This window comes from Hirschia litorea (genome assembly GCF_042665075.1).
Taxonomy (GTDB): Bacteria; Pseudomonadota; Alphaproteobacteria; order Caulobacterales; family Hyphomonadaceae; genus Hirschia; species Hirschia litorea.
In genome coordinates, this window is record NZ_JBHTBR010000002.1 from 192099 (window position 1) to 219059 (window position 26961).

The 26961-nt window shown below is 46.9% G+C and carries 28 protein-coding genes; 10 read left to right on the plus strand and 18 right to left on the minus strand.

The genetic code is table 11. The annotated features are described in order from the left end of the window. Positions 1-4 precede the first annotated feature (4 nt). The 9 genes from ACFQS8_RS00990 to rpsF form a co-directional block, all read right to left on the minus strand. A complete protein-coding gene (locus ACFQS8_RS00990) occupies positions 5-544 on the minus strand; it encodes a CvpA family protein (protein WP_382164849.1) in 540 nt (179 codons plus the stop codon). Between the two features lie 4 nt (positions 545-548). Next, a complete protein-coding gene (gene radA, locus ACFQS8_RS00995) occupies positions 549-1922 on the minus strand; it encodes a DNA repair protein RadA (protein WP_382164851.1) in 1374 nt (457 codons plus the stop codon). Positions 1923-1969: 47 nt separating this feature from the next. Next, positions 1970-2740 (minus strand): ABC transporter ATP-binding protein, encoded by a 771-nt coding sequence (locus tag ACFQS8_RS01000; RefSeq protein WP_382164853.1) that lies wholly within the window; start codon positions 2738-2740, stop codon positions 1970-1972. A 3-nt stretch (positions 2741-2743) separates the two neighbouring features. After that, positions 2744-3538: an MlaE family ABC transporter permease gene (locus ACFQS8_RS01005; RefSeq protein WP_382164855.1), complete on the minus strand. Its 795-nt coding sequence runs from the start codon at positions 3536-3538 to the stop codon at positions 2744-2746. 31 nt (positions 3539-3569) lie between these two features. Then, positions 3570-4697 carry an alanine racemase gene (gene alr / locus ACFQS8_RS01010; protein WP_382164857.1) on the minus strand — a complete coding sequence of 376 codons (1128 nt, stop codon included), beginning with the start codon at positions 4695-4697 and terminating at the stop codon, positions 3570-3572. 73 nt (positions 4698-4770) lie between these two features. Next, on the minus strand, positions 4771-6366 hold the full coding sequence (locus ACFQS8_RS01015; RefSeq protein WP_382164859.1) for a replicative DNA helicase: 1596 nt from the start codon (positions 6364-6366) through the stop codon (positions 4771-4773). Positions 6367-6547: 181 nt separating this feature from the next. Further along, positions 6548-7141, minus strand: a complete 594-nt coding sequence (gene rplI, locus ACFQS8_RS01020; RefSeq protein WP_382164861.1) for a 50S ribosomal protein L9 — start codon at positions 7139-7141, stop codon at positions 6548-6550. A 13-nt stretch (positions 7142-7154) separates the two neighbouring features. Beyond that, the gene (rpsR, locus tag ACFQS8_RS01025; RefSeq protein ID WP_382164863.1) at positions 7155-7415 is read right to left on the minus strand and encodes a 30S ribosomal protein S18; all 261 of its coding nucleotides are present in this window, start codon (positions 7413-7415) and stop codon (positions 7155-7157) included. 2 nt (positions 7416-7417) lie between these two features. After that, positions 7418-7816, minus strand: a complete 399-nt coding sequence (gene rpsF, locus ACFQS8_RS01030; protein ID WP_382164865.1) for a 30S ribosomal protein S6 — start codon at positions 7814-7816, stop codon at positions 7418-7420. A gap of 260 nt (positions 7817-8076) precedes the next feature. Here rpsF and fabD point away from each other — a divergent pair, with 260 nt between their 5' ends. The 7 genes from fabD (at position 8077) to gmk (ending at position 14098) form a co-directional block, all read left to right on the plus strand. Beyond that, on the plus strand, positions 8077-9036 hold the full coding sequence (gene fabD, locus ACFQS8_RS01035; RefSeq protein ID WP_382164867.1) for an ACP S-malonyltransferase: 960 nt from the start codon (positions 8077-8079) through the stop codon (positions 9034-9036). 10 nt (positions 9037-9046) lie between these two features. Then, positions 9047-9787 carry a 3-oxoacyl-[acyl-carrier-protein] reductase gene (gene fabG, locus ACFQS8_RS01040; protein ID WP_382164869.1) on the plus strand — a complete coding sequence of 247 codons (741 nt, stop codon included), beginning with the start codon at positions 9047-9049 and terminating at the stop codon, positions 9785-9787. A gap of 116 nt (positions 9788-9903) precedes the next feature. Next, entirely contained in the window at positions 9904-10137 is a 234-nt protein-coding gene (locus tag ACFQS8_RS01045; protein ID WP_382164870.1) for an acyl carrier protein, read from the plus strand. A 14-nt stretch (positions 10138-10151) separates the two neighbouring features. Next, positions 10152-11435 carry a beta-ketoacyl-ACP synthase II gene (fabF, locus tag ACFQS8_RS01050; RefSeq protein WP_382164872.1) on the plus strand — a complete coding sequence of 428 codons (1284 nt, stop codon included), beginning with the start codon at positions 10152-10154 and terminating at the stop codon, positions 11433-11435. Positions 11436-11438: 3 nt separating this feature from the next. Continuing rightward, on the plus strand, positions 11439-12515 hold the full coding sequence (gene mltG, locus ACFQS8_RS01055) for an endolytic transglycosylase MltG (protein ID WP_382164874.1): 1077 nt from the start codon (positions 11439-11441) through the stop codon (positions 12513-12515). A 34-nt stretch (positions 12516-12549) separates the two neighbouring features. Beyond that, a complete protein-coding gene (locus ACFQS8_RS01060; protein ID WP_382164876.1) occupies positions 12550-13437 on the plus strand; it encodes a YicC/YloC family endoribonuclease in 888 nt (295 codons plus the stop codon). After that, positions 13427-14098, plus strand: coding sequence for a guanylate kinase (gene gmk, locus ACFQS8_RS01065; RefSeq protein WP_382164878.1), 672 nt, complete (start codon positions 13427-13429; stop codon positions 14096-14098). The genes ACFQS8_RS01060 and gmk overlap by 11 nt, the downstream gene beginning before the upstream one ends. Before the next feature lie 32 nt (positions 14099-14130). Here gmk and ACFQS8_RS01070 read toward each other — a convergent pair whose 3' ends face one another. The 9 genes from ACFQS8_RS01070 to ACFQS8_RS01110 all read right to left on the minus strand — a co-directional run bounded on the left by ACFQS8_RS01070 (position 14131) and on the right by ACFQS8_RS01110 (position 23985). Then, the gene (locus ACFQS8_RS01070) at positions 14131-14475 is read right to left on the minus strand and encodes an arsenate reductase family protein (RefSeq protein ID WP_382164880.1); all 345 of its coding nucleotides are present in this window, start codon (positions 14473-14475) and stop codon (positions 14131-14133) included. 8 nt (positions 14476-14483) lie between these two features. Beyond that, complete coding sequence (gene arsB / locus ACFQS8_RS01075; protein ID WP_382164882.1) at positions 14484-15503, minus strand: ACR3 family arsenite efflux transporter; 1020 nt, start codon at positions 15501-15503, stop codon at positions 14484-14486. Between the two features lie 77 nt (positions 15504-15580). Next, on the minus strand, positions 15581-15916 hold the full coding sequence (locus ACFQS8_RS01080; RefSeq protein ID WP_382164884.1) for an ArsR/SmtB family transcription factor: 336 nt from the start codon (positions 15914-15916) through the stop codon (positions 15581-15583). 142 nt (positions 15917-16058) lie between these two features. Further along, entirely contained in the window at positions 16059-16883 is an 825-nt protein-coding gene (gene rsmA / locus ACFQS8_RS01085) for a 16S rRNA (adenine(1518)-N(6)/adenine(1519)-N(6))-dimethyltransferase RsmA (protein ID WP_382164886.1), read from the minus strand. A gap of 9 nt (positions 16884-16892) precedes the next feature. Next, positions 16893-17930 carry a 4-hydroxythreonine-4-phosphate dehydrogenase PdxA gene (gene pdxA, locus ACFQS8_RS01090; protein ID WP_382164888.1) on the minus strand — a complete coding sequence of 346 codons (1038 nt, stop codon included), beginning with the start codon at positions 17928-17930 and terminating at the stop codon, positions 16893-16895. Between the two features lie 36 nt (positions 17931-17966). Then, positions 17967-19247, minus strand: coding sequence for a peptidylprolyl isomerase (locus ACFQS8_RS01095; RefSeq protein ID WP_382164890.1), 1281 nt, complete (start codon positions 19245-19247; stop codon positions 17967-17969). Positions 19248-19419: 172 nt separating this feature from the next. Beyond that, the gene (locus tag ACFQS8_RS01100; protein ID WP_382164891.1) at positions 19420-21621 is read right to left on the minus strand and encodes an LPS-assembly protein LptD; all 2202 of its coding nucleotides are present in this window, start codon (positions 21619-21621) and stop codon (positions 19420-19422) included. 111 nt (positions 21622-21732) lie between these two features. Then, positions 21733-22842 carry an LPS export ABC transporter permease LptG gene (gene lptG, locus ACFQS8_RS01105; RefSeq protein WP_382164893.1) on the minus strand — a complete coding sequence of 370 codons (1110 nt, stop codon included), beginning with the start codon at positions 22840-22842 and terminating at the stop codon, positions 21733-21735. Beyond that, on the minus strand, positions 22843-23985 hold the full coding sequence (locus ACFQS8_RS01110; protein ID WP_382164895.1) for an LptF/LptG family permease: 1143 nt from the start codon (positions 23983-23985) through the stop codon (positions 22843-22845). A gap of 209 nt (positions 23986-24194) precedes the next feature. Between ACFQS8_RS01110 and ACFQS8_RS01115 the strand changes: the two genes are divergently transcribed. From ACFQS8_RS01115 to ndk, 3 genes are all read left to right on the plus strand, one after another. Beyond that, positions 24195-25670 (plus strand): leucyl aminopeptidase, encoded by a 1476-nt coding sequence (locus tag ACFQS8_RS01115; protein ID WP_382164897.1) that lies wholly within the window; start codon positions 24195-24197, stop codon positions 25668-25670. A gap of 5 nt (positions 25671-25675) precedes the next feature. Then, a complete protein-coding gene (locus ACFQS8_RS01120; RefSeq protein ID WP_382164899.1) occupies positions 25676-26164 on the plus strand; it encodes a DNA polymerase III subunit chi in 489 nt (162 codons plus the stop codon). 130 nt (positions 26165-26294) lie between these two features. Further along, positions 26295-26717, plus strand: coding sequence for a nucleoside-diphosphate kinase (gene ndk / locus ACFQS8_RS01125; RefSeq protein WP_382164902.1), 423 nt, complete (start codon positions 26295-26297; stop codon positions 26715-26717). Positions 26718-26961: the final 244 nt, after the last annotated feature.

Below are 26961 nucleotides of genomic sequence, written 5' to 3' on the forward strand. Positions count from 1 at the left end.
TAATCTATAGGTCTGCAGCATCCTTGGCTTGTTGCACGAAGCCGGGGAAATTATCGCTAAACCAAGTCGCGGCATTATCCGCGTAAGGATAAAGTTTGGAGTTGGCAATAAAGGCAGGCGTATTATCTTTAGGAATCATCATGTGCATGAGCAAAACAAAGAGCATTATTGCAAGCATGCCACGCGCAGCACCAAAAACTGCACCTGCAATGCGGTCAAGCGAGCCAATTTGGGGAGAAGTGTGAATGAATCTCGCCAATTGAGATCCCAACCAACCCGCAATGATGTAGACAGTTAAGAAACCACCTACAATTAATACGGCATCGGCTGCTAAAGGTGGCCAAGATTCGGGCAGCATATTGCGTGCAGATTCGCCAAAGAATCGAACCAGCAATATTGCAGCTGCACCACCTGCAACAAAAGACAATATGGATGATGCTTCTCTAACGAGTCCTCGACTAAGAGACATCACGGCTGAAATGAAAATAACAGCAACAACAACAATATCAAACGCAGTGATTTGACTGCCTGCAAACTCTTCCATGATCTTATTGAGCCTCTTTTTGGAGTACTTTAAGTAAGTCTTCTAACTTTGATACCTCATGAACCACCATTCCGTCGATATTGGAAGGTGCGCCCGGAGGTGCGTATGCGCGTTCAAACCCGAGTCTTGCTGCTTCTTTTAGCCTAGAATCCATTCTGCCTACAGAGCGAATTGCGCCCGATAACGAAACTTCTCCGAAAAAGACGGACGCTTCTGGAACTGGATTGTCAAAAGCTGATGATGCCAACGCTGCTGCTGCCGCTAGATCACCTGCAGGTTCAGCGATTCTATACCCTCCTGCCACGCTTAGATATACATCGCGCGCTCCGAAGGCGAGACCACATTGCGTTTCAAAGACAGCAAGCAACATTGATAGCCGTGGGGAATCCCAGCCCACTACCGAACGCCGAGGAGATCCAAGTGCTTGCGGGCCGGCAAGTGCCTGTACTTCTGATAGAACAGGACGGGAGCCTTCCATTGCTGCAAATACAGCGCGTCCTGGGACTGATTCCTCATTGCCGCCAAGAAATAATTGTGATGGATCAAGTGCGCCATGAAGACCGCGCTCGGACATTTCAAAAACACCGATTTCATCTGTGGGGCCAAAACGGTTTTTTACGCTGCGCAATATTCTGTATTGGTGACCGCGCTCGCCTTCGAAATAAAAGACAGCATCAACCATGTGTTCCATGACACGTGGACCCGCGATCTGGCCATCTTTTGTGACATGCCCAACAAGGACCATGACACAATCATTTTTCTTGGCATAGCGCGTAAGTTCCTGTGCACACGCACGCACTTGCCCTACTGAGCCGGGCGCAGCATCAAGGCTATCAGACCACATTGTTTGCACAGAATCGATGACGGCGACTTGCGGACGTTCTGTTTTTAAAGCTTCAATTATGGTTCTTAAGTCTGTTTCTGAGGCGAGCTTAACTGGTGAATTTCCAACGCCTAGTCGCTGCGCGCGGCCCTGTACTTGAGCGACAGCTTCTTCACCTGAAACATACACAACATTGATGCCTTGGTCTGCTAAGGCGGCAGCTGCTTGCAAAAGGAGCGTAGATTTCCCAATCCCAGGATCTCCTCCGATAAGTACGGCTGAAGATGGAGCGGGGCCACCACCAAACACACGGTCGAGTTCAGGAATGTTTGTTGACAATCGTGGTTGAACTGGGATGTCAGAACCCAGCGCATCAAATGTCATTGCGCCAACTTTGCGCTTTTTACCAGCTGGCGGCATAGCAAGACCACCGGGTGCGCCTTGGGTTTCTTCTACCAGTGTATTCCATTCTCCGCATGCATCGCATTTCCCATTCCATTTGGAATAAGTTGCGCCGCAGGATTGGCATACAAATGCTGTCGTTATTTTGGCCATGAAATACCTAAATCACACCGATACTGAATGGATGCTGAAGCGGATGTTTACATAGAAGGCTGGATTGGCCCTTGTGCGCGCCCATGCACAAATTGGTCAATGTATTCATTGCCTGAATCATCCAGTTGATCGACAGGGCCGGACCAAATGATTTTTCCTTCATATATCATCGCGACTACATCAGCGATTTTTCGTACGGATGCCATATCGTGCGTGATCGTCACCGCAGCTGCACCCAAAGCTTTTACTTGTTCGACGATAAGGTCATTTACTGCATCCGCAGTGATTGGGTCCAAACCCGTAGTTGGCTCATCAAAGAAAATTAAGTCTGGCTTATCGATGATGGCACGAGCGAGGGCGACACGTTTTTGCATACCGCCGGACAATTCTGAGGGGTATTGGTCAGCAACGGAAGCGCCAAGACGCACTTTTGCCAATGTATCTATAGCTTGCTTCTTTGCTGCTTTACGGCTTATGCCGCCTCGATTAATGAGAGCAAAAGATACATTTTCCCATATTTTTAGGCTGTCAAATAGCGCGCCGCCTTGAAACAACATGCCGGTGCGTTCGCGGACTTCTTCAATGGATTTTTGAGACTTTACCGGCTCGCCATCGAAAAACACATCTCCGGTATCTTGGCTTAGTAAGCCAAGAGCGCATTTGAGCGTCACTGACTTTCCTGTACCTGAGCCGCCTATGATGACAAGCGATTGTCCGGGAGCAACGGATAGGTCAACACCGCGTAGAATGTGTTTAGAACCAAAGGACTTATGAACATTACGAAGTTCAAGGAGTGCGTTTGAGTTTGACTGGGTCATATCTTAGAGCCCCAATTGTACGAATAAAGATGTAAGCACATAGTTGGAGGCAAGGATCAGAACAGCGCCAGATACAACGGCAAGCGTCGCTGCTCGTCCTACTCCGCCAGCACCGCCCTTGGAGTTGTTACCTTGATAACAGCCCATTATTGCAATGATTGCTCCGAAAACAGCAGCTTTAATCAAACCTGTTGCAACATCACTAGGGGTGACGAAATCGAGTGTGTTACGAAGATATATGGTTCCATTGAAGTCTAGCGCACCGACACTCACGAGCCAGCCGCCCATAACGCCAATGATATCTGCGACAAGCACAAGAAGGGGTAGGGTAAGCGTGGCAGCTATGACCCGAGGCGCAAACAAGTAGCGTTCGGGTTTGGCTGAAAGCGTATGAAGCGCATCAATTTGCTCGGTAACGCGCATCGCTCCAATTTCCGCAGCGATCCCAGCACCGACACGTCCTGCAAGCATCAAGCTTGCGAATGCTGGTCCGAGCTCACGTGTAATACCGAGGACGACAATATTAGGAACGAATTGCTCGGCGTTAAAGCGTGAACCACCTGTATAAATATTTAAAGCTAAAGCTGCACCAATGAAGACTGCTGTTAGCCCCACCACGGGCAAGGAGTAGAAGCCTATTTGTACACACTGACGCAAAACTTCGCGGATGTAGATAACGGGAGTGAGACAGGCCCATAAGGTACGACCAGCAAAAATAGTTAGACGTCCAACTTCTTTACTTGTCGCAAGAACCATGCGCCCGATAGCTGCAAATGGATTAAATAGTGCAAGGCTCATTTAAGGCTCACCCTTGTATAAATATGTGTCCTTACGAGGACTGTTCTGGTTGTTCATATACACGTGGTATACGCGTTCCCAAACATGTTAAAAGTTCATAGCTTGCTGTCACGCCAGCACGCGCTTGTTCTTCTATGTTGGCGTGTTGCCCTAGAAACTCAACTCTGTCCAGAATTGAGGTGTCTGATGGCGCATTTGTGATATCTAATGTAATTAAATCCATAGAGACGCGGCCCACGATCGGACACCGCACGCCCTTTATATAGCCAAATCCATAATTGGATAATGAGCGCAACATTCCATCAGCATATCCAAGTGCAACAGTGCCAAGCCTTTGATTTGGTTTTACCGGTAATGTCGCACCATAACCAATCGTCGCATCTTCAAAATGTTCCGGTGAGAATATGTTCAGAAGCGGCGCTGTAAGCGTGATTGCGTGTTTTGGCGTAAATACATTTGCGCGCGAATATCCGCCGTAAAGCCCGATGCCTGGGCGTGTTAGGTCAAATGTAAAGTCTTTACCCAAGCAAATGCCCGCAGAATTGCAGAGTGATTTTTGTGCTTGAGGCCAAACTGCGGCGACTTTTTTAAACAATTCTAATTGCCGCGCATTCATAGGGTGTTCTGGAGTATCTGCACATGCAAGATGGCTCATGACCCAACCAATGCGTCCTTCAGGTAAGATGTCTTTTGCGTCTGCAATGTCCTTAATTTGCAAACCAAGGCGGTTCATACCGGTATCTATATGCAATGCTGCGGGGAAGGGAGCGTTAGCTTTTTGCCATAGTTTTAATTGTTCTAGCGAATTTAGAACGGGCACGATATCCTGAGATATCACGATATCGACATTGTCTTGTTGCAAACCGTGGAACAGAAATACCAAAGCCAGCGGTCCCACCGCTTTTCTTATTTCTGTTGCTTCATTGGTATGTGCTGTAAAAAAAGTACGACATCCTGCCTCGTATAATGCCTGTGCGATTTTTGTTGCTCCAAGGCCATAAGCATTTGCTTTGACGACAACACCTGTTTCCGCAGATCCACTTAGTTTTGCGAGTGTATGCCAATTGGCGACTATATTCTGCAAATGAATTGTCGAAGATGGGCTCGAAGATGAAATCATCGAGTTAGAATCAGTCGAGTTATGGAGCGCGTTTGTCATAGTAGGAGTCATGCCAGCCCAATTAGTCTGATTTTATGGCAAGCGCGACCCCTACTTGAATTATAATCGATTATTATTCGTCGTCATCAAAGTCATTTGAGCGGAAAGCTGGTGCCAAATTTCCAAAACGAACACGATTTGAATCGAAGGCGAGTTCAACTTTACCAATTGGTCCGTGCCGTTGCTTGGCGATAATGACTTCAGCTTTTCCAGCTTTAGATTCCATGCGTTCTTTCCATGCGAGGAAATTTTCGTTGTTCTCGTCTGGCTCTTGTCGTTCCAGATAATAGCTCTCACGATAAACGAACATCACCATATCCGCATCTTGCTCGATCGAACCTGATTCACGAAGGTCTGACAATTGTGGACGCTTATCATCACGTTCTTCCACTTTACGAGAAAGCTGGGAGAGGGCGATAACAGGGATAGCCAATTCTTTAGCGAGTGATTTCATCGCCATCGTGATCTGAGATACTTCCTGCACACGGCTATCGGATTTAGCTCCGGCTGCAGCCGTCACTAGCTGAAGATAGTCAATGACAAGAAGGTCTAACCCATGGCTACGTTGTAAACGACGTGCACGTGCCGCAAGCTGAGATATTGAGATCCCCCCAGTATCATCAATATGAAGAGGAATACGTTCAATTTCTTTCGCTGCTTCCCTTAGGCGTGCATAATCGCGTTCATCCATATCACCACGACGGATTTTGTCTGATGGAACGCAAGACACATCCGCAAGAATACGTCCAGCAAGCTGATCTGCTGACATCTCAAGAGAGTAGAAGCCGACAACGCCGCCTTGAACACTCTTATAGCTATCGTCAGGTTGTTTTTCACGAACGCAAGCTTGAGCAACATTGAATGCAATATTCGTTGCTAGAGCTGTTTTACCCATGGAAGGGCGTCCAGCGAGAATCAACAAGTCGGAGCGGTGAAGTCCACCTATTTTTTGGTCAAGATCATCCAATCCCGTAGAGATACCAGAGAGGCCACCGTCTGATTGATAGGCGACTGTGGCATGCTCGATGGATGTTGCCACCGCTTGCTCAAAAGAAACAAATCCACCCTGTGCTGTTCCTCGTTCTGCAAGTGCAAAAAGTTGTTTCTCAGCAGATTCGATTTGACCCGCACCATCCATTTCGCCATCACTTTTGGCTGCGCTTTGGACAATCATCGAACCAATTTGCATTAGCTCACGCCGGATGGCCAGATCACGAATCAGACGTGCATAGTCAACAATCTCCGGACCAAAAGCACTCGAATCTAGAAGTGTCGTGAGGTATTGAGCGCCACCGATATCTGCAAATACACCATCACTTTCAAAATGTTCCATCAAGGTCACACCGTCAGCGACGCGACCTTTCATAATCATAACTTGCGCAGTTTCGTAGATTCGCTGATTGGCAGGTGCGTAAAAATCACTGCCTTGTAATAGGTCACCAACACGCTGATAAGCGTTGTTGTCGTATAGAATCGCCCCCAGAACAGCCATTTCAGCGGCTAGATTGTGAGGCTCGTCAACGTTAATCCCTTTATCACGCGATTTTTCGGCAGAAGAGGGATGCGCAATTACATCTGCAAGCGGTGCATTGTCGGCTAATGCGACTTCATCAGGTGTGTTGTCGCGAAAGTCGTCAGCTGAATATTCTGGAATGTCATCTTGGGTCATGGCAGCGATATTAACCTTTATTCGAGGTAAAATCTTTACCTTATTTTTACTGATTCACAAGTTTGCGGCTTCTGTGGAGAAGTCGTGAACAGATGAGAACATTTTTTATGATAGCTGAAATTTAGGCACAAAAAAGGGAGCCTGATTAAAGGCTCCCTTAAATTTTGTGATCAAAGAGAGATTAAAGCTCTTCGTCTACATCACCACGTTGTGCAGCTGCTTCACGAGAGGCGCGAGCCATCTCTTGAGCTTGTGCATCTGCTTCAGCACGGGATGCTTCAAGTGTTGCTTCAATAACGTTTTCACCAGCAACTTGGCGTTCAGCTTCATCTTCTGAACGGGCAATGTTAACTGAGATTGTGATAACGACTTCAGCGTGAAGACGGATTTTGACTTCATACAAACCAATTTTCTTAATTGGTTGGTTTAGGTCAACTTGGTTACGCGCAATGTCGTGGCCAAGTGTTTTTGCGTGCTCTGAAATGTCACGGGCAGAAACAGAACCGTATAGGAAACCAGTGTCACTTGATTGGCGGATCAATGTGTATGATGCACCATCAATGTTTTCACCAGCAACACGTGCTTCTTCACGTTTAGCAGCGTTACGCGCTTCGATGTGTTCACGCTCTGCTTCAAAACGAGCTTTGTTAGCAGCATTTGCCAAAAGAGCTTTGTTTTGTGGAAGCAAGAAGTTACGTGCGAAACCGTTTTTTACATTTACAACATCACCGATGTCGCCAAGCTTTTCGATACGCTCAAGGAGAATAATGTTCATAAATTTATCTCCCTTATTTCACAGCATATGGCAAAAGAGCCAAGTGACGTGCGCGTTTGATAGCTTGTGCTAGTTTACGCTGTTTCTTGTGGCTTACTGCAGTAATACGTGCAGGAACGATTTTCCCTTTTTCAGAGATGTAACGCTGTAGAAGTTTTACATCTTTAAAGTCGAGTGCAGGAGCTGCATCACCTGAAAATGGGCAAACCTTACGACGGCGACCGAATGGACGACGTGAAGGAATGTTTGAAATGTTTAGTTTTTGCTGGGCCATGATTAAGAATCCTCACGGTCACGACGTGGGCGGCGTTCACCGCGATCACGATCACCACGTTCTGGCTTGTCACCGCGATCTTTGCGAGACAATACAGCTGATGGTTCTGTTGACAATTCCTCGACGCGGATGGTCAGGAAACGAATAACATCTTCGTTGATGCGTAAGCGACGCTCAACTTCTTGGATAGCAGCTGCTGGTCCGTCGATGTTAATAAGTGAGTAGTGACCCTTACGGGATTTGTTGATTGGGTAAGCAAGATTGCGAAGACCCCAGTACTCTGTGTTAGAAACAGTACCTTCTTTTTCAACGATAATTGCTGTGATTTCTTCAACAAGTGTTTCTACTTGCTGCTGAGAAATGTCTGGTCTAGCAATGACCACGTGTTCATAAAACGCCATAGATAATTCCCTTCTAGCAATTGGCGGCGCTTAAAGGACGAAGGGCGACCTAAAAACGTCGGATCCCTGATGTCTTCAAAGGACGAAGACGGGACCGCCAATTTGGCGAAGCGCGCAAATAACCTATATCTGCACGCAAAGCAAGTTTTTCCTGAAAAGATATGATTACAAAGCCAACGAGTCATATCAATGAAAATAGGAGCTTGTGCGATTGCGTTCAGGCATTTACCAAAAGAAGAAAACAAATTCGGAGTGACACATTGAGCGGATACGCTTTTATCTTTCCTGGACAAGGCGCTCAGAGCGTTGGAATGGGCCAAGACCTCGCAAATACATTTCCTGCTGCTAAAGCGGTTTTTGATGAAGTTGATTCTGCATTGGGCGAGAACTTCTCAGACCTCATATGGAATGGTTCAGAAGAACAATTGACTATGACAGCTAATACGCAGCCTGCTTTGATGGCTGTTTCCATTGCTGTAATGCGTACATTGGAGAATGAATTCAATGTTAAGCCTGCGGATGCGAAATTCGTAGCGGGGCATTCGCTGGGTGAATATTCTGCGCTTGCTGCTGTTGGTGCTATCAAATTGGCAGATGCCGCGAAGCTGCTTCGTTTGCGCGGAGAGGCAATGCAGGATGCTGTAGCGGCTGGTGAAGGTGCTATGGCGGCTTTGTTGGGTGCTGACCAAGAGCAGGCAGAGGCATTGGTTGAAATAGGTCGCAAAGTAGGTGCGTGTGATATTGCAAATGATAATGCACCGGGCCAAATTGTAATCTCAGGTTCCAAAGCAGCCATTGATGCTGCGTGTGCAGCGGCTGGAGATGTTGGCATTAAAAAAGCAGTTCCACTTGCTGTAAGCGCGCCTTTCCACTGCTCTTTAATGCAGCCTGCTCAGGAAAAAATGCAGATTGCCTTAGCTGATACTAAAATTATCGCACCAATGGCCCCGCTGGTCGCAAATGTGACGGCGCGTCCTACAGAGGACCCAGAAACAATCCGTAAACAGCTTGTTGAGCAAGTAACTGGACGTGTGCGGTGGCGCGAATCTGTGGAATGGATGGCCTCTGAAGAGGGCGGAGCGCTTGACCTAACGGTAGAAGCTGGTGCAGGCAAGGTTTTAACGACAATGAATAAACGCATTGCGCGTTCGCTTAAAGGTGTGGCTCTCAATGCGCCAGCAGACCTTGAGGCTTTCGCAAAATCGCTAGACGAGGTCTAAAGGAATAGCCATGTTTGATTTAAGTGGAAAAACAGCACTTGTAACGGGTGCGACAGGTGGCATCGGCGGACAGATCGCTAGAACACTCCATGCACAGGGTGCAACCGTCGTTCTATCTGGCACGCGTCAAGAAAAGCTTGATGTGTTAGCCCAAGAACTTGGTGAGCGTGCTCATGCTGTCGCCTGTAATCTATCGGATGCGGAAGAGACATCTGCGCTTGTTGGTAAAGCTGAAGAAGTTCTAGGCACCGGTTTAGATATTCTTGTTGCGAATGCGGGTATCACACGTGATGGGCTTCTTATGCGAATGAAGGACGAAGATTTTGAAACCGTCTTGAATGTGAATTTGCAATCTTATTTCCGACTCGCAAAATCTTGCATGCGCGGAATGATGAAACGCCGCTCAGGACGAATCATTGGGATTACAAGTATTGTTGGTGTGACTGGAAATCCAGGCCAAACAAACTATGCTGCATCCAAGGCTGGAATGATTGGTTTTTCTAAATCACTTGCTCAGGAAGTGGCGAGTCGCAACATCACGGTGAACTGTGTTGCACCTGGATTTATCGCGTCTCCAATGACTGATGAGCTTAATGAAGCGCAAAAAACACACATTTTAGCATCAATTCCTGCAGGTAAATTGGGTGAAGGGGCTGACATTGCAGCCGCAGTCGCTTATTTGGCCAGTAATGAAGCTGCTTACATGACAGGACAGACTCTGCATGTGAATGGCGGAATGGCTATGCTATAAAGGCGTTAATTTCGCTTTTTAGTATGGTAAAAAAAAATATGGCGTGTTAACGCGCCATTCCACTAAGGCAAGACGGGGTCTCTCCGCGAAGCCGCTAACAAAGAAGAGGTTTAGCCATGGCTGACGTAATCGAACGCGTTAAGAAAATCGTGGTCGAGCGCCTGGAAGTAGACGCCGACAAAGTAGTAGAAGCAGCAACATTCCAAGAAGATCTTGGTGCTGACAGTCTTGACCTAGTTGAGCTAGTGATGGCGTTTGAGGAAGAGTTCTCAATCGAAATTCCAGATGAAGTGCAAGAGCAAATCAACTCTGTTGGTGACGCTGTTAAGTTCATCAAAGAGCGCGTTTAAGCTTTAGATATTTGATGCGCCGCGTAGTCATAACTGGTATCGGACTCACGACGCCTCTCGCCCATGGGCGTGAAGCGACTTGGTCACGACTTATCGAGGGGAAATCTGGCGTTGGCCGGATTGACACTTTCGAGACTGATGATTTGGCTTGCCAAATTGCTGGTCAGGTTCCTTGGAAATCAGGTCGCGGCGGCGGATCAGAAGATGATCCTGCTTCGTTCGATCCGGACAAAGTCATGTCCGCTAAGGAAAGACGGCGCATTGATGAATTTATCCTTTACGGGATGGCGGCTGCTGATGAAGCGGTCGCCGACTCCGGATGGGTTCCTGAAAGTGATGATGAAAAATTCCGTACAGGTGTTTTAATCGGTTCAGGTATTGGAGGTCTTTCTTCAATTGCAGACACTGCTGTTGTATTGCATGAAAAAGGCCCCCGTAAGATCAGCCCTTTCTTTATTCCGGGCGCATTGATCAACCTAGTCTCCGGTCAAGTTTCCATTAAATACGGCTTTAAAGGCCCCAACCATGCTGTTGTAACAGCGTGTGCCACAGGTGCGCACGCAATTGGTGACAGTGCGCGTTTGATCCAGTCAGGTGATGCTGACGTGATGATTGCGGGTGGTGCTGAAGCTGCTGTATGTCGCATTGGTATTGCAGGTTTTGTGGCCTGTCGTGCTATGTCGACAAGCTATAATGATGCCCCTGAAACAGCATCCCGTCCTTATGATGAAGGCCGTGATGGCTTCGTTATGGGTGAAGGTGCTGGTATAGTTGTGCTTGAAGAATATGAGCACGCAAAAGCACGTGGTGCAAAGATTTATGCCGAAGTTGCTGGGTATGGTCTTTCTGGTGACGCCTACCATATTACGTCTCCTGATACATCGGGTAATGGTGGTGAACGTGCAATGCGTTCCGCTCTAGAAAAATCGGGCCTCACAGCTGCAGACATCGATTACGTAAACGCTCACGGTACTTCAACGCCTGCAGGTGATGAAACCGAAGTGCGTGCTGTTGAGCGTGTCCTTGGTGAGCATGCTGCAAGTGTGAATTTGTCTTCTACTAAATCTGCTATTGGTCACCTCTTAGGGGCTGCAGGTGCGGTTGAGGCTGCTTTTTGTGCGCTTGCTATACGTGACAATATCGTGCCGCCAACGCTTAACCTTGATAACCCTTCTTTTGATGCCACAATAAACCTCACTCCAAAGGTTGCTGTTAAGAGAGAAGTTAAGGCTGCGATTTCCAACTCATTTGGATTTGGTGGAACGAACGCAGCGATGGTTCTAAAAAAAGTAGATTAGTCTATGAACGAAACGAGCATTGATACCCCGCCGAAGAAAAAAGGCGGTGCCTTGAAGATTCTCGTTTCGCTGTTTGTAGCTTTATTATTGCTCGCCGCTCTTTTAGTGGGTGGCGGGTATTATTACGCAAAACAACAACTTATCGCTCCTGGTCCAATCACGGCTACAGGCGAAGATCGTATTGTTATGATCCCTAAAGGTGCAAGCGTCCTTAGTATGGCGAATGCACTCGAAGAAGTGGGTGCGATTGAAGATACGCGCCATTTCCGTCTTGCTGCCAAATATCTAAAATCAGAAACGCAGATGAAGGCTGGTGAGTTTGCTATCCCTTCGGGTGCCAGCTTGAAAGAAATCGTGGAAATTCTCGTAGACGGGAAGTCGATTCTTTATCCTGTGACGATTCCTGAAGGACTTACGAGTGATATGATTCTTCAGCGTTTAGCTGAAATGGATATTCTAACAGGTGAGGCACCCAGCGATATTGCCGAAGGTGTGATGTTGCCCGATACTTATATGGTATCACGTGGAGAGAGCCGTGAAGCGATTGTGCGGAGAATGATAGCCGCTCAAAATACGCTGATTGATTCGCTTTGGGCGACGCGTCAGGCCGGACTTCCTATTGAAACAAAGGAAGATGCCATAATTCTGGCATCCATTGTTGAAAAAGAAACAGGTCTTCCAGAAGAGCGCCCTGAAGTGGCAGCTGTGTTTACCAACCGTTTGCGGCGCTCAATGCGTTTAGAAACCGATCCTACAATTATTTACGGCGTTTGTTTGCTTCATCCTGATCGTTGTAGCAATGGTCGCCTTGTGGATTCCAAAGGCAATCAGCGCGGCATACGGCGCAGTGAACTTGATATGGAAACGGGTTATAATACCTATAAAATCCCTGCTTTACCTCCAGGACCGATATGTAATCCGGGTAAGGAGGCTATTGCGGCTGTTTTAAATCCGCCTCAATCAAAATACATATTTTTCGTTGCTGATGGATCGGGCGGGCATGCATTTGCTGTCACGCATGGCGAGCATTTGCGCAATGTAGCTAATTGGCGCCGTATAGAGCGTGAAAAGAAAAAGTAGACAGAAATATTAAAAACAAGTGGAGACCAGCGGTATGACTCTTATGGGAATGACCGGTTTTGGGCGTGCTGAGGGAAGTGCGGATTGGGGCCATTGGGTGTGGGAGATCCGTAGCGTAAACGGAAAGGGATTGGATGTGCGTCTGAACACGCCATCGGGTCTGGACGCTTTGGATTTTGAGGCCAAAAAACGTATAAAGTCGCGCTTCACACGTGGTAATTTACAGATCCAATTGCAGGTCGAGCACGAGCGCGTTGAAACAGGACCGCGCATTGATACTGCACTCTTATCGCGCCTTTCACGTCAGAGTCGTCTTCAATCTCAATTGAATGCGACCTTAGCTGACAATCTATCGCAATTGATGAGTATAAAAGGCGTTGTTGCATCCGGTTCAAACCGTTCAGCCAATACTTTTGATGATGATATGCAAAAAGAACTGCTTGTTAGTCTGGATAAGGCACTTGATAATTTTCAAGCTGCACGCGCTTCTGAAGGGCAAGCGTTGCTCAATGTGCTCAATGGAATTTTGGATGAGCTAACGGAAAATTCCATCAAAGCTGCTGAAATTGCAAAGGAGCAACCGGCCTTGGTTCGTGATCGATTTGTTGCCCGCTTGCAGGCGTTAAAAGCAGAAGCGGATGAAGTCACAGATGAGCGTATTGCACAGGAAGCGGCCATTTTTGCTGCTAAAGCGGATGTAAAAGAAGAGCTGGACCGTTTGGATGCACACATTGCAGCGGGGCGTCAATTACTTGCTGGTGAAGGTGCGAGAGGCCGAAAACTGGACTTTTTGTGCCAAGAGCTTAACCGTGAGGCAAACACTTTGTGCTCTAAATCTGCCTCACTAGACCTGACAAATGTCGGTTTGGCCCTTAAGACGGGTATAGATCAATTTAAAGAGCAGATACAAAATGTCGAATAACCCTCTTCAACCTAATCGTCCCGATCGCCGCGGTATTATGTTTGTTGTGTCCAGCCCTTCAGGTGCCGGAAAAACAACGCTCACGCGTAGGATGTTGAAAGAGGTTGAAGGTGTTGAGCTTTCCGTATCGGCGACGACCCGTGCCATCAGGCCGGATGAAGAAGAAGCCGTTCACTATTACTTTAAATCACATGATGAATTTAGAAGCCTAATTGGCGGAGATCAATTCCTTGAGTGGGCGCAAGTGTTTGAGCACTATTACGGGACGCCACGTGGCAAAGTTGAACCATTATTGCGTCAGGGTATTGATGTCTTGTTCGATGTGGATTGGCAGGGTGCACGCATGCTCAAACAATGCATGCCGGGCGATGTTGTCTCTGTTTTCATTTTACCGCCAAGCATAGCCGAATTGAAAAAACGTCTTGAAGGCCGCGCCGAAGCTACACCAGAAGCAGTGATGAAGCGCTTGTTAGGTGCAGGTCCAGATATAAAGCGCTGGGGTGAGTATGATTATGTCATCATGAATGACAATATCGAAACGGCCTATGAAGAGTTGCGCTCAATCCTTTATACTGAACGCCTAGCGCGCCGTAAAGCGAGCCAAGGTGCACGCGTTGATGTGCTATTGGCTGATGCTGAAAAATTGGAGAAGGGAGGTTAATCCCTGCCTTTAATTCTAAGAAACCGACAGCTTTAAAGTAAGTTTTTGACTGTCTCGGATGGGCGGCAAAGTTTGACGCCCAAGGGTGAGCAAACGATTGGCCGATTTACCAGCACGGGATGTTCCAGCATAGCCGCTAGAATAGCCTCTTCTGAAACGCCTTCTTCAAGTAGCCCCAATTCTTGAGCCGGAGATTGAGTTTTGCGAAGAGCGGCACTCGGTGTTAGGTCTGCTGCTGCAAAGAGTGCGAGAAGCTGGGCCCGTGTCCAACCTTCTTCAAGATAATTAATCACAATGGGATCATGTCCCTCAGCCTTTATAAGCTCTAAAGTTGAGCGGGATGTGCCGCAATCTGGGTTGTGATGAATAACAATCATGGATGTTCTCACTTAGGAAATTTAGACCGTGTTCGATTTGCGAATGCGACGAGTGATAGCATTACCGGCACTTCAACCAGAACGCCAACTACAGTTGCTAAAGCAGCCCCAGATGACAAGCCAAATAGACTAATGGCGACTGCAACAGCGAGTTCAAAAAAGTTAGATGTGCCAATCATTGCACAGGGTGCAGCGACATTGTGAGGAACTTTCCAAACCCAAGCAGCGCCATAAGCGAGTGCGAATATCGCATATGATTGAATAAGGATTGGCACAGCGATAAGGGCAATAATAAGAGGGCTTTCAAGAATGACTTGTCCCTGAAAGCCGAAAAGCAAAACGACTGTTGCAAGTAATCCAATAACAGAAAACGGTTTCACATTTGCGATAAAGCCCTCAATTGCTTGCATGCCGCCTTTGCGCTGAAGCCATGACCGCATAATTAAGCCGGCTATGAGGGGGATAAGCACATATAAAACCACAGACAGGATTAAAGTCGCCCAAGGAACGACAATTTCTGTCACTCCCAATAAGAACGCTACAATCGGAGCGAAAGCAAACACCATAATTGTGTCATTCACGCTCACTTGGGCAAGCGTATAGGCGGGGTCTCCTTTAGTCATTTGTGACCACACAAACACCATTGCGGTGCAAGGTGCGGCTCCCAACAATATTAATCCAGCAATATAGCTTTCGCTGTCTTCGCTAGGAATGATGCCAGCAAAGATATGCTTGAAGAATAAAACCGCTAAGGCGGCCATTGTGAAAGGTTTAATCAGCCAATTTACGACAATTGTTATGATTAGACCTTTTGGCTTATCGCCAACGTTTTTCAAGCTGGTGAAGTCAACACCAATCATCATAGGCCACACCATCGCCCATATGAGAATGGCGACAGGCAAATTCACATTTGCATATTCCAGATTGGCCAGCGCGCTAAAAACGGCAGGAAAGAATGTCCCTAGACCAATACCTATTGCGATAGATAGTGCGACCCATAACGACAAATAGCGTTCGAATATACCCATTTCACAGGCTCCTTTGAGGCTGTGATATCAGGGGAATTCTTTTATTTCAATAGTTGCCGAAATAATGAATTGGATGTTTAGCATCGTTTCGAGGTCAGATCAGATAATTCAATACAGATTTCAGGATGCCCATTGCAGCAATCATCCACTAAAGCTGAAAGCAAGTCCTTCACGCCCTCAAGCTGAGCTTTATATATTAAGCTTCGTCCATCGCGGGTTACAGTGGCGAGATTGGCGCGTGTGATAATGGCTAGATGGCTTGAAAGTGTGTTGGGCGCAACAGATAATATTTTGGCAATTTCGCCAGCAGGTAATCCATCTTTTCCAGCCTGCATCAAGACTTTAAAGACTGCAAAGCGTGTGTCCTGAGCTAGAGCGGAAAGTTGCTCAATCGTTTTTTGTGAGTCCGCCATAAAATATCACTCAATGCTAATCGGTTTAATTCTGCAAATGCTAGTTTCCACCAACACGTGTAAGAAGAAACTTAGTTTAAATCCATGCGTAAGCAGAACGCAAAAGGCAAGCATGTTTGAGTATCTATTTGAAATACCCCACTTAACCCAATAAAAAACCATCTGTGAGCGCGCGAAATTCGTGCTGCGTTAGTGTTTCTGCGCGGCGGGTGGGGTCAATGTCACATTTTTCCAACCATTCAGTTGCGTCCAAGTTTTTAGTTTTTGCCAAAGATTTTAGAGCGGCGCGCAGCATTTTTCGGCGTTGGCCAAAGGCGGCTGCTGTCACTTTTTCTAAAGCACCAAGGTGAGGATATTTTTCTTCATCAGCGAGCGGCATGAGGACAGCAACTGAAGAATCTACTTTAGGCGGCGGTTTAAAAGCACCGGGTGGCAAAGTGAAAGCGATGTGTGTATTGGCGACGGCCTGTGATAAGACGGCAAGGCGACCATAATGTTTATCTTCGGGCTGCGCGCAGACTCGTATCGCAACTTCATGCTGAAACATCAGTCCCATTTCACCGCGCCATGATTTAGATTTGATCCAATTGACGAGCATGGGCGTACCAACATTGTAAGGAAGGTTGGCTATGATTTTGACGGGCAGGGACTCACCCTCCACCAGCTTTTCATAATCGAGCGTTAGTCCATCCCCCCCGACGACGCTGAGTCGGCCTTCCTTACACTCTTTCCAGCTTCGCAAATTCTCAGCAAACCGGGGGTCCATTTCCACAGCGATAACCTTTTTGGCACCATTGCGTAGCAAAGCAGCCGTCAATCCACCCGGTCCGGGGCCGACTTCGATTACAGTACGCCCTTCAACGGGGCCAGTACAAAGGGCGGTGCGGTTTAAGATGTCTGGGTCAAACAAGAAGTGTTGACCGAGAGATTTATTGGCGCGTGCATTTAAGATGTGTGGTTCGGACATTCTATGTCTTTAAGCGCTTGCGCGCGCTTTCGCCATATCAGATGCCAAATTAATAGCAGCGATTAAACTATCTGCTCGTGCAGATCCATCCTCTGCCACACCATATCCGGTTCCATGGTCGGGAGATGTGCGAATAAATGGAAGTCCCAGTGTCACATTTACGCCGCCCCACATATCGAGCGATTTGAGTGGGGCTAGTCCCTGATCATGAAACATGGCGATGACAGCATCATATTGTCCTTCCAGCATAGCATGAAAAACAGTATCTCCCGGTTGCGCATCAGAGATGTTCAATCCAGAATCACGCAAAGTTTTTGCCGCAGGATTTATCTGTTCAATCTCTTCCATTCCAAGACTGCCTTCTTCGCCTGCATGTGGGTTTAATCCTGCTAGCGCGATACGCGGCGAATTTAATCCAAAATCACGCGATAACCCTGCATGGACAATGCGCGAAACGTCCTCAATTAAAGCTTGAGTGATCAAGTCCGGCACTTCACGCAAAGCAGTGTGGATGGTGGCAAGAGCCACACGTAAACCACCGCCCACCAACATCATGATCGGAAGGGGAGCAGACGCTAAGCTGTCGCCCTGCTGAGAATGTGCAAGATGCGCTAAAAATTCAGTATGGCCGGGGAAAGAGAAGCCTTTTTTATACAAAAGCGATTTGTTAATTGGGTTGGTGACGACGCCAGAAGCTTGATTTTTATATGTAAAATCCACAGCCATCTGGATGGACTCAATTATGGCGTGCGCGCTTTCTGGGTTTGGCTTTCCTAATTGGGTTTCAGGGCAATCTATATGCAAAACAGGCAACGATTTATGAAAGATATCCACCGCGTCTTGAGGAGAATTAATCGTTTCTATCCGCCCTTCAATCCCTGATTTTTTCTGGGCGGCATGAAGGATATCTTTAGACGCAATGACAAAAAAGGGACTTTGATGGTCCGCATGCTTGGTCTTACATTTTTCCCAAGCGCGCCATGTCAGTAGCGGTCCTACACCCGCCGGATCGCCCATAGTTAAAGCAAGCGGCAAGGGGTGAGACACTGCATAATTCCGTTCAGTAAAAGGCTAAAACGATGTTTAGCGGCGGATAATAGTTGCTTCGCGACGCAGGTCACGCAGATAGCGGCTCGCCATCATTTCAACCATTTCGCCATGAAGTTTATCTTCAACTTCTTCACGTGTAGGCATGCTACCACGAGACATAATACGTGAACAAACAAACACTAACGCTGCTTTATCATCATTCAAGTTTAGGATTTGAGACTTGCCACCCTCAGGCAAAGCATTGAAAAAATCAAAATAGCTTGTGCTCAATTCTTCAATTTTTGTCTCGCCTAAATCCGCAAACTTAACATTCGCGGCGGCTGCAGTTTCTGCATTCAGATTGCTACAAGAATTGATCTGGCTGGCAGCCTCAGACACAGCCGCCTCAGCGTTTGCGCCCGTTGCATAAATTTGTTTGAGGTCAAACCCTGAAAGCTCTGCTTCAACAGGTGCCTGTTTGTTGATAAGTGAAATAAGATAAACACCATTATCCGTCATAATGGGTTCAGTTATCCCTGGGCCTTGCAGTGCTTTTATTTGATCTGCGTAAGCTGCTTTAAGCTGTGTTTCACCCAACCAACCCACTTCTCCACCAGCGCTCGCTGTAGGTGATGCAGAAAATTGTCTAGCGACTGCTCCAAAAGGTGCTGTACCCGCTTCAATTTGACGTTTTAATTCCCAAGCCCCTTGGAATACTTGAGCAAATTCTTCCTGCCCACTCGCAGGTAGGAAAATCTCTGCAATTCTGTATTGGGTTTCGTCGAGGTTTTTCTCAAGACGCTCAAGGTTATCATCAATCTGAAGGTCTGAAATTCTTACGCGAGATCCAAAACGACCACCCACAAGCTGACGCCATGCAGTATCGGCACGTATCTGATCGCGAAGAGTACGCGGGTTCAGCCCTCGTTGAGCTAGGCTCGCAAGAAAAGCGTCAACAGTTACGTTTGAACCAGCAGCAAGATTTGCAATGGCTTCATCAATTTCTTCTTCGGAAACTTCCAGATCATACTCTGCAGCTTCTTCCATTTGAAGTTTTTCGTCGATCAAACTTTCAACAGCACGTGTTTGTGCTTGGCGGATTGTCTCTTCATTGGGGGCTACACCCAAACTGATGAGAATGAACTGTGTACGTTGGCGCACATCCTCATAAGTAATTGGCTTATCATTAACGATAGCAACAATTCCCTCGCTGGCTTCTACAGCAGGTGCTTCTTGCGCAGAAGCTGTCAGTGGAGCCGTCAAAAGAGGGGAGCAAACCAGAAAGCTTGTAGAAACAATTGCTAGCTTTTTAAGTCGGGATGTAAAACGTGTCATATATCTATCCATTTTGTGCCCGCCTTCTATCGTCAAAGCCAGTTTCGTCAAAGAAGGCCAAGCATAGCGACTCTGTGCGTGGGCGCAATTAGAAAGCTGAGTTGGTATGCATTCTATCGACAAAAAAGGAAACTCTAAGGCAAGAAATGTTTTTGTGCAGTGAAGGATGCGTTTAATCAAATTCGTTGCTGCCCATATTTCCTAATGATTTAAGCGTAAAACGGAAATTAATCGATTCTGATGGCCCAATTGTGCGATCCAAAGTTTGGTTGCGCTCATAGGTGAGTTCAAAGAATGAACAATCGTCTTGGAATGACAAACCATAGACTTGGCGCGTATTGCTTTCATCTGCAATGTTTCGGTCTATTCCAGCAACAAGCCCGATATTTTTTGTAAGTCTAAACGTACCGTATGAAGAGAAACCTTCTTCACCACCGGAATTACTTAGTGTTTCGTCGAGACGGAAATACTGGATTGTGTTTTTCAAACGCCAATAATCTACAGTCGCACGTGCATCAATACGCTTCAGATCAAAGGTATCATTATCCATGCGAAAACGTGTGCTGAGGTTGAGTGTTTTTCCCAATTTCAATGCTGCACCCGCAACATAGTCAGAGTCAGCGCCTTTTAGGTTCGTCAATTCATCAAAGGCTGGGTCGGCTGTTTCTTGCCAACGTCTTCCGAAAATACCATTGATAGAGTTGTTTTGTCCCCAACGTGCTGCTGCGTTAAAGCCTACAGAATAGCGCGATCCACCTTCCCAGAGGTCATAATTGGAAGCAGCATTCGGTCTAAACAGTGTTGATTCATCGGCTTCAAACCGCACTGCATCTTGATTAGGAATGCCGCCATTATTGGCATTGTCTGTTCCCCAAGCAGCCATCGCCGTGGGTTCGATAACAACATCAAACAATCCAGCACGACGTGTCAGTGGGTAGCTAACCTGAGTACCTGCCAAAGCGAGCGTGCGGCTCGTCGATTTTTCTTCATATACACCGTCAGTATCTTCGATATCATAGATATCGCCGCGTACTTGTGCAAATGGCTCAACAACTAGCCCTGGACCAACAATGTTTCGCATACGCCAATTGCTATCAACCGTCGCGCGACGGGAAGAGACGCCAAGATCACGCTCAATGACTGCTGTGGAGGCTGCGACTGAGATGTTGCCGAGGTTTAAATCTCTCCAACTTCCGAGGCCAAAATTTTTCTCAGCAAATAATGTCGGTGCAATAAGAGGCGTTCTTGCTGGGTCGGTTCTTTCCTCAAGTCCCTGAAATCGCAGAATACCAACTTCTGTATACATGCTTTCAGTTTGCCCTTGAGCAAACAATTGAGTCAGTAGGCTTCTGGATTGGTTGGCGTAAATACCGCGAATTTGGTTTTGACCGTCAATATCATAACGGCGGTCGTACAAATCGTCAGACTGTACTTCAGTTCCAAATCCCCATTTCCAATCTTTGTTTATGTTGAAGAGGCCTTCACCATAAAGGTGACTATGCCATGTTTCGTCGCCAAATTTTACACCATCACCATCAAAGTTTGAATCATATGTGAAAGCCCCTTTGGCGGCGACATAACCTGACCAAAAACGTTTCTTATATTCTAACCCAAGCAAAGGGTTTACGCGCTCGTAAAATGTTGGACTGAAGGTCAGTTCGGAAGATGGTGAGATCGTCCAATAATAGGGTTGTTCGTAGAAAACACCTGTCTTTGAGCTAATCCCTAGATCGGGCGGTAAAAGACCTGAGCGTCGCTCGGAGCTTGGATCTGGGTGTGCGAAATAGGGCACATACATCACAGGCACGCCTTTTATATTTAAAAAGGCATGCTGATAACTAATCATTTGGCTTTGTTTGTCCTGCACTGCGCGTTTGGCTTTAATCGACCAAGTGGGTTCAGTGCCGGGTTCAACACACACAGGACAGGCCGTATATGCCATTTGCTCGAGTGTATTGCCTTTTTCCTCATCGTGAATAACAGCCGATGCTGTTGCGACTGCGCCGCCGTCTAACCGCGAGGAAAAGTTTAGCGCATATCCGTCTTTTAGGTTCTCATCGACCTGAATTTCGTCAGCATATCGCGATTGTCCATTTTCATCGATGATTTCGACATTGCCTTGCGCGCGTACAATTCGGTTTTTTTGATCATAGATAACGCGATCTGCACGCAGCATACGATTGCCAAAGCGAGCAAGAACATTGCCTTCATAGATAACTTGTTCGTTATCATTATCTTGAATCAGACGTTCTGCATTCAAATAAACGCGCTGAGATTGCGGCAGACTAAGTGCTGAATCCTGTGCAATTGCAGGACCGGCAAAAGAAATGATTGCCCCAGCAGCAGCTGCGTATCGGAAAATATTTGAAACCACTACTCTTCCTTGCCCGCACACTATTGCAGATACTATTTACTAAACTTGTATTCTGATTAGGGAAAGCGAGTATCCACGTCCAGAGCAAAATGATTGTTTTATTGTGTCTCTTTAGCCATCTTCCACAAAAGCAATGATGCTTAGCACACTAAATAGAGCAATTAGAGCAGGTGCCCAAGCAGCAGCCTCGGGCGGTGTTGCACCTGAACTTGCCAACCCTTTCGAGACTTGGTTGACGAAAAACAATAGAAAACCCGCGCCAATTCCCGCAGACAATAACTGCGTAACGCCGCCAGATCGTCTTAATCTCAAGCACACGACAGCACCGATAAGTGCCATTGCACCCAGTAATGCTGGCATAGCTAGAAGGGTATGCAGCTTGAGAACATATTGTTCATCATCCAAGCCAGCCCGTCGCGCTTCTTGAATGAGTTGAGGAAGTTTCCAAAACGAGACAGACTTTGCATCTGTATAACGGTTGAGAATGGTTCCGGGATCAAGAGTCGTGGTAAGTGCCAGATAATCTTGTTTGATTGGCTCATTTGAAGAGGAATATTCTGTAACGTCCTCCAATTGCCAAAAACCGGGACGCAATGTGGCCCGTTTGGCATCAATCCGGCGCTGATATTCAAATTCATCACCATCGCGGTCAAAGATAAAAATCTCTACATCGACAAGGCTTTGATTGTCGTTTTCAGCGATGTTTCCATGGACAACTGACTGATTTCCATCACTACCTTGTCGAAGCCAAACATTTTTCAGTTTGACATTTTCTTCCTTTATACCGCCTGTGTCGCTAAGAAGGTATTCGCGTTCAAATTCATATTTTGCGTTTGAATAGGTGGATAACGGGTCCAATACGGTCATGGATAATATGCCAAGCATTGCAGCGAGAGCGAATACTGGCCCTAAGAAACGCCAAGCCGATATTCCGGATGCACGTATCGCGGATAATTCTGATGAACGATTGAGTTTGGAAAAAGCCAACATACTACCGACAAGTATGGCAAATGGCATTGTTTCGAGAATGAGCTGCGGAGCTTTTAGAATGGTAAGCTGAAAAGCACCCAGTAGTGATAGTTCTGCACGCGCACCGACTGTACGCAATTGCTCTACCATATCAACAAGCAAAATAGCGCCGAGAATGATGCCCAGCGTCATAGCTAAGCCACCAAGCGATTGCATAAAAATATAGCGTTGAATGCGTCCGGCAATAACCATTTAAGCTGTAACCTCGGATTGTCCGGAATTGTCTTTTTTCATCGCTTTTGCGGCCAATTTTAAGCCACGTGCCCAGAAGAACAAGAAAGCGAGTACGCTAAAACTTAAAATCGGTACGGCATATTGGATGATGTTCAAGCTTGGATCGTCTTCTCCAATGGAAGAGGAAGCCAATGCAAGCAGTTGGACAAATAATCCAATACCTGTCGCAATACTTATGCGGCGTTGATAGCCTCTGCGACTGAAATCTCCACCTAAAACGGCTACAACAGCAAGCATCGCCATGAACATATTCATCAAAGGCAATGCCAGACGGGAGTGTCCTTCTGCAAGGAATTTATCAGCATTGTCTCGGTCGTAAAAATTATTCTGATCTGGATAAAACAGCTCCGCTAGAAAGCGGTCTGATGCTTTGAGAACATAGCTTGTGTCTGAATCCATAAAGGCAGCAAGTTCGTATATATATTGATCGAAAGTTCCATCCCACAATTGCCCATTGGCATCGACTTTCTGAACACGCGCATTGCGCATGAGAATAGCTGGAACGCCTTCAACTTCCGTCACTGCACCTGTGCGCGCAATATATGTCGTGCTTGCATCTGGGTCGCGTGAATCGCTTATAAGAAGGGTGCGTAATTCACCGCCCCCTAGAGACTTTCCTACATATACTGTCAAATTGTGCGCAGGAGAGTTAAACTCCCCGGGTTTAACCAATGTTGCGGCCAAGTCAGTTCTAGCGGAAGTGAGTGTTTCGCGCATCTCTCGATAAGAAGCCGGTTGCACCCATAAATTTATGCACAGATGAATGATGGCAGCAAAAGCTGCGATACGTAAAACAGGTGATGCAATTTGAAGGCGTGACATGCCCGCAGCTTGTGCAACAACAATTTCACTATCTCGGTGCGCGCGGTTCAACGTGCTGATGGCAGCCACAAACAAAGCAATAGGCAACAACAGACCTACCACTTGGGGAGCAGCCAGCACGGACACGTATAGAAAGGTGAGGGCTGATTGCCTATTTTCGACAATCAAATCAATTTGGGTTAGCCCCTGCGTTAACAGTGCAATGAGGACAAGACCGCCCACAATGGCGACCATAGTGCGCAAAACATTCCCAAACAGATATTGCTGAAAGCGATCCATTCACTTCCCTTATCAATGTTGTGCCTTTCAAGAAAGGCAAGAAGTTGACCCTGACAGCTAAAACTTGAAATTGCCAGATTGATTTAAAGGCAATTCCAATGTCTATGTTTTAACCAAACGCGCTTTGTCTATAAGTTGTGCCTAACGCCTTGCATACTGGCTGTCGACGCTTATTTCAGAGCAAACACACTCTAAAGGGACGTGCCAATATGAACATCACTTTTAAATCCAGCGCAAACGCCGACGCAATCGCCTATCTATGTTATGAAGGTGACAGTCTTCTCGATGAAGCTGCAGTATCGGTAGACAAATCCTCCCAAGGCGCTCTGACAAAAGCGATGAAAGCTGCACGTTTTGAGGGAAAATTAGGACAAATAGTCGAAATTTTAGCACCGTCTGGTGTAGACGCAGAGCGTGTGCTGATTGTTGGGCTTGGTAAATCAGATAAGGCTGATGATCGCAGTTTTGAAAACACAGGTGCAACACTTGTGAAAAAACTTCTCGTATCAGGTGCAAATTCTTTGGATATCGTTGGTGCAGGTTCTGCTGACTCAGTTGCGCGCCTTGCTTTGGGGGCGCGTTTGGCCTCTTACCGATTCGATAATTACCGCACAACTTTAAAAGATGATGCAAAACCAACCCTCACAGATGTCGCCATTGTAACATCCTCAGTAAAAGAAGCTGAAAGTGCTTGGGTACGTCTTTCAGCAACTGCTGATGGAACAGAAATGGCCCGTGACCTTGTGAATGAGCCGCCGAACACGCTCCACCCTGAAAGCTACGCAGAGCGTCTTAAAGAGCTTGAAACTTTGGGTCTAGAAGTCGAAGTGCTTGATGAGGCAGCGATGGAAAAACTTGGCATGGGATCACTTCTGGGTGTGGGCCAAGGTTCTGTTAAAGGTTCGCGCCTTGTTGTGATGAAATGGAATGGCAGTAAAGATAAATCTGCTGCGCCAGTCGCGCTTGTTGGAAAAGGCGTCACATTCGACACGGGTGGTATTTCCCTCAAACCTGGCTTGAACATGCAAGACATGAAAGGCGATATGGGTGGTTCCGCCGCTGTTGTTGGGGCTATGGTCTCTCTTGCAACACGTAAAGCCAAAGCCAATGTTGTTGGGCTTGTCGGTCTTGTTGAGAATATGCCTGATGGAAATGCTATTCGCCCAGGTGATGTGCTTAAATCTGCTGCTGGTAAAACGATTGAAATTCAAAACACTGACGCAGAAGGTCGTCTCGTCCTTGTGGATGTGCTTTGGTACGCTCAGGAAAAACACAAGCCACGTGCAATTATTGATCTTGCGACACTCACAGGCGCGATACTTGTTGCCTTGGGTGATGAGCATGCAGGTGTGTTCTCAAATAATGATGAGCTTGCTGGGCAGATTGATGCTGCTGGTAAAGCTGAAGGTGAAACAATCTGGCGTATGCCTTTATCTACAACATACGACAAACAAATTGATTCAGAAATTGCAGACATGCGCAATATGGGGGGCCCACTTGCTGGATCAGCAACAGCCGCACAATTCCTTGCACGTTTCATTGAAAACGAAACACCGTGGGCGCACATTGATATCGCGGGTGTGGCTTGGCGTTCAAACAAAAACCGTCCAATGGAAACAGGTTGGGCTTCAGGTTATGGTCCACGTTTGTTAGACCGTATCGTCGCTGACAATTACGAGGACTAATCTCTTTGTCTGATGACGCCAGCACATCAAAAGGGGAATGGTGGTTTTACCATTTAGAGCGCACTTCTTTAGAAGAAGCGCTCGGCCCTTTGCTGGAAAAATGCCTGCAAAAAGAATGGCGTGTCCTTATAGTCGGTAGTAAGGAACGCCTGCCGCGACTGGATCTCGGTTTATGGACATGGAAAGATACAAGCTTTCTGCCGCATGCGCGTGCTGATAAAGCTGGAGATACGCTAGAGCGTCAACCTATCTTGCTTTCAACGGAATCTACTCCTGCAAACAATGCCGATATAATCGTGTTGTTAGATGGAAATCGTTTGCCTGATGAGCCATCTGACGCCGCCAAATATGTGCGGTGCATGGTTGTGTTTGATGGCGATGATTACAATGCACGCGACACAGCGCGCACGCAGTTTAAAGCTGCCAAAGATGCCGGCCAAACTGTTGGATATTTTCAGCAAAATGATCGCGGCGGTTGGGATAAAAAGGGATAAGTTCTCATCCAAATTGCCACAATATAGCAGCTATGACTTGTCCTTATGACAAAGCAGCGCTATAGGGCGCAACAGTAACCCACTATATAATATTTCCGCGTTATTTGTTGCGGAATCAAAGGAATTGAAAATGGCTATCCAGCGTACATTCTCTATCATCAAACCTGATGCAACAAACCGCAACCTAACTGGTAAAATCAACGCCGTGTTTGAAGACGCTGGTCTTCGCATTGTTGCTCAAAAACGTGTACGCATGACAGCTGCTCAAGCTGAGGGTTTCTATGCTGAGCACTCTGAGCGTCCATTCTTTGGTGAGCTTGTTGAGTTCATGACATCTGCACCAGTTGTTCTTCAAGTTCTTCAAGGCGAAAACGCTGTGCTTAAGCACCGTGAAGTTATGGGTGCAACTAACCCAGCAGAAGCTGCTGAAGGCACAGTACGTAAGCTTTTCGCTCAATCAATCGGTGAGAACTCAGTTCACGGTTCTGACTCTGCTGAATCTGCTGCACGTGAAATCAACTACTTCTTCCGTCCAGAAGAAATTGTTGGCTAAAATTCGGCTTTCAAATTTGAATGCTAAATAATAGAAGCCCGCTCAGGTCACTCTGGGCGGGTTTTTTATGTCGTATTGTGGCTAGATAGTGTGGACAATACAAAACTTATCCCCCTCCCAATATTGTGCGCCATAATTCTTGTCATCCATCCCATTAGGGCGGCTCGCGACCGACGTGTCGGGGTGGAAGAGTGGGCTTGCCAAACCATCGGGTGCAGCGGTGTATTCGGAAGGTGGCAGGGCC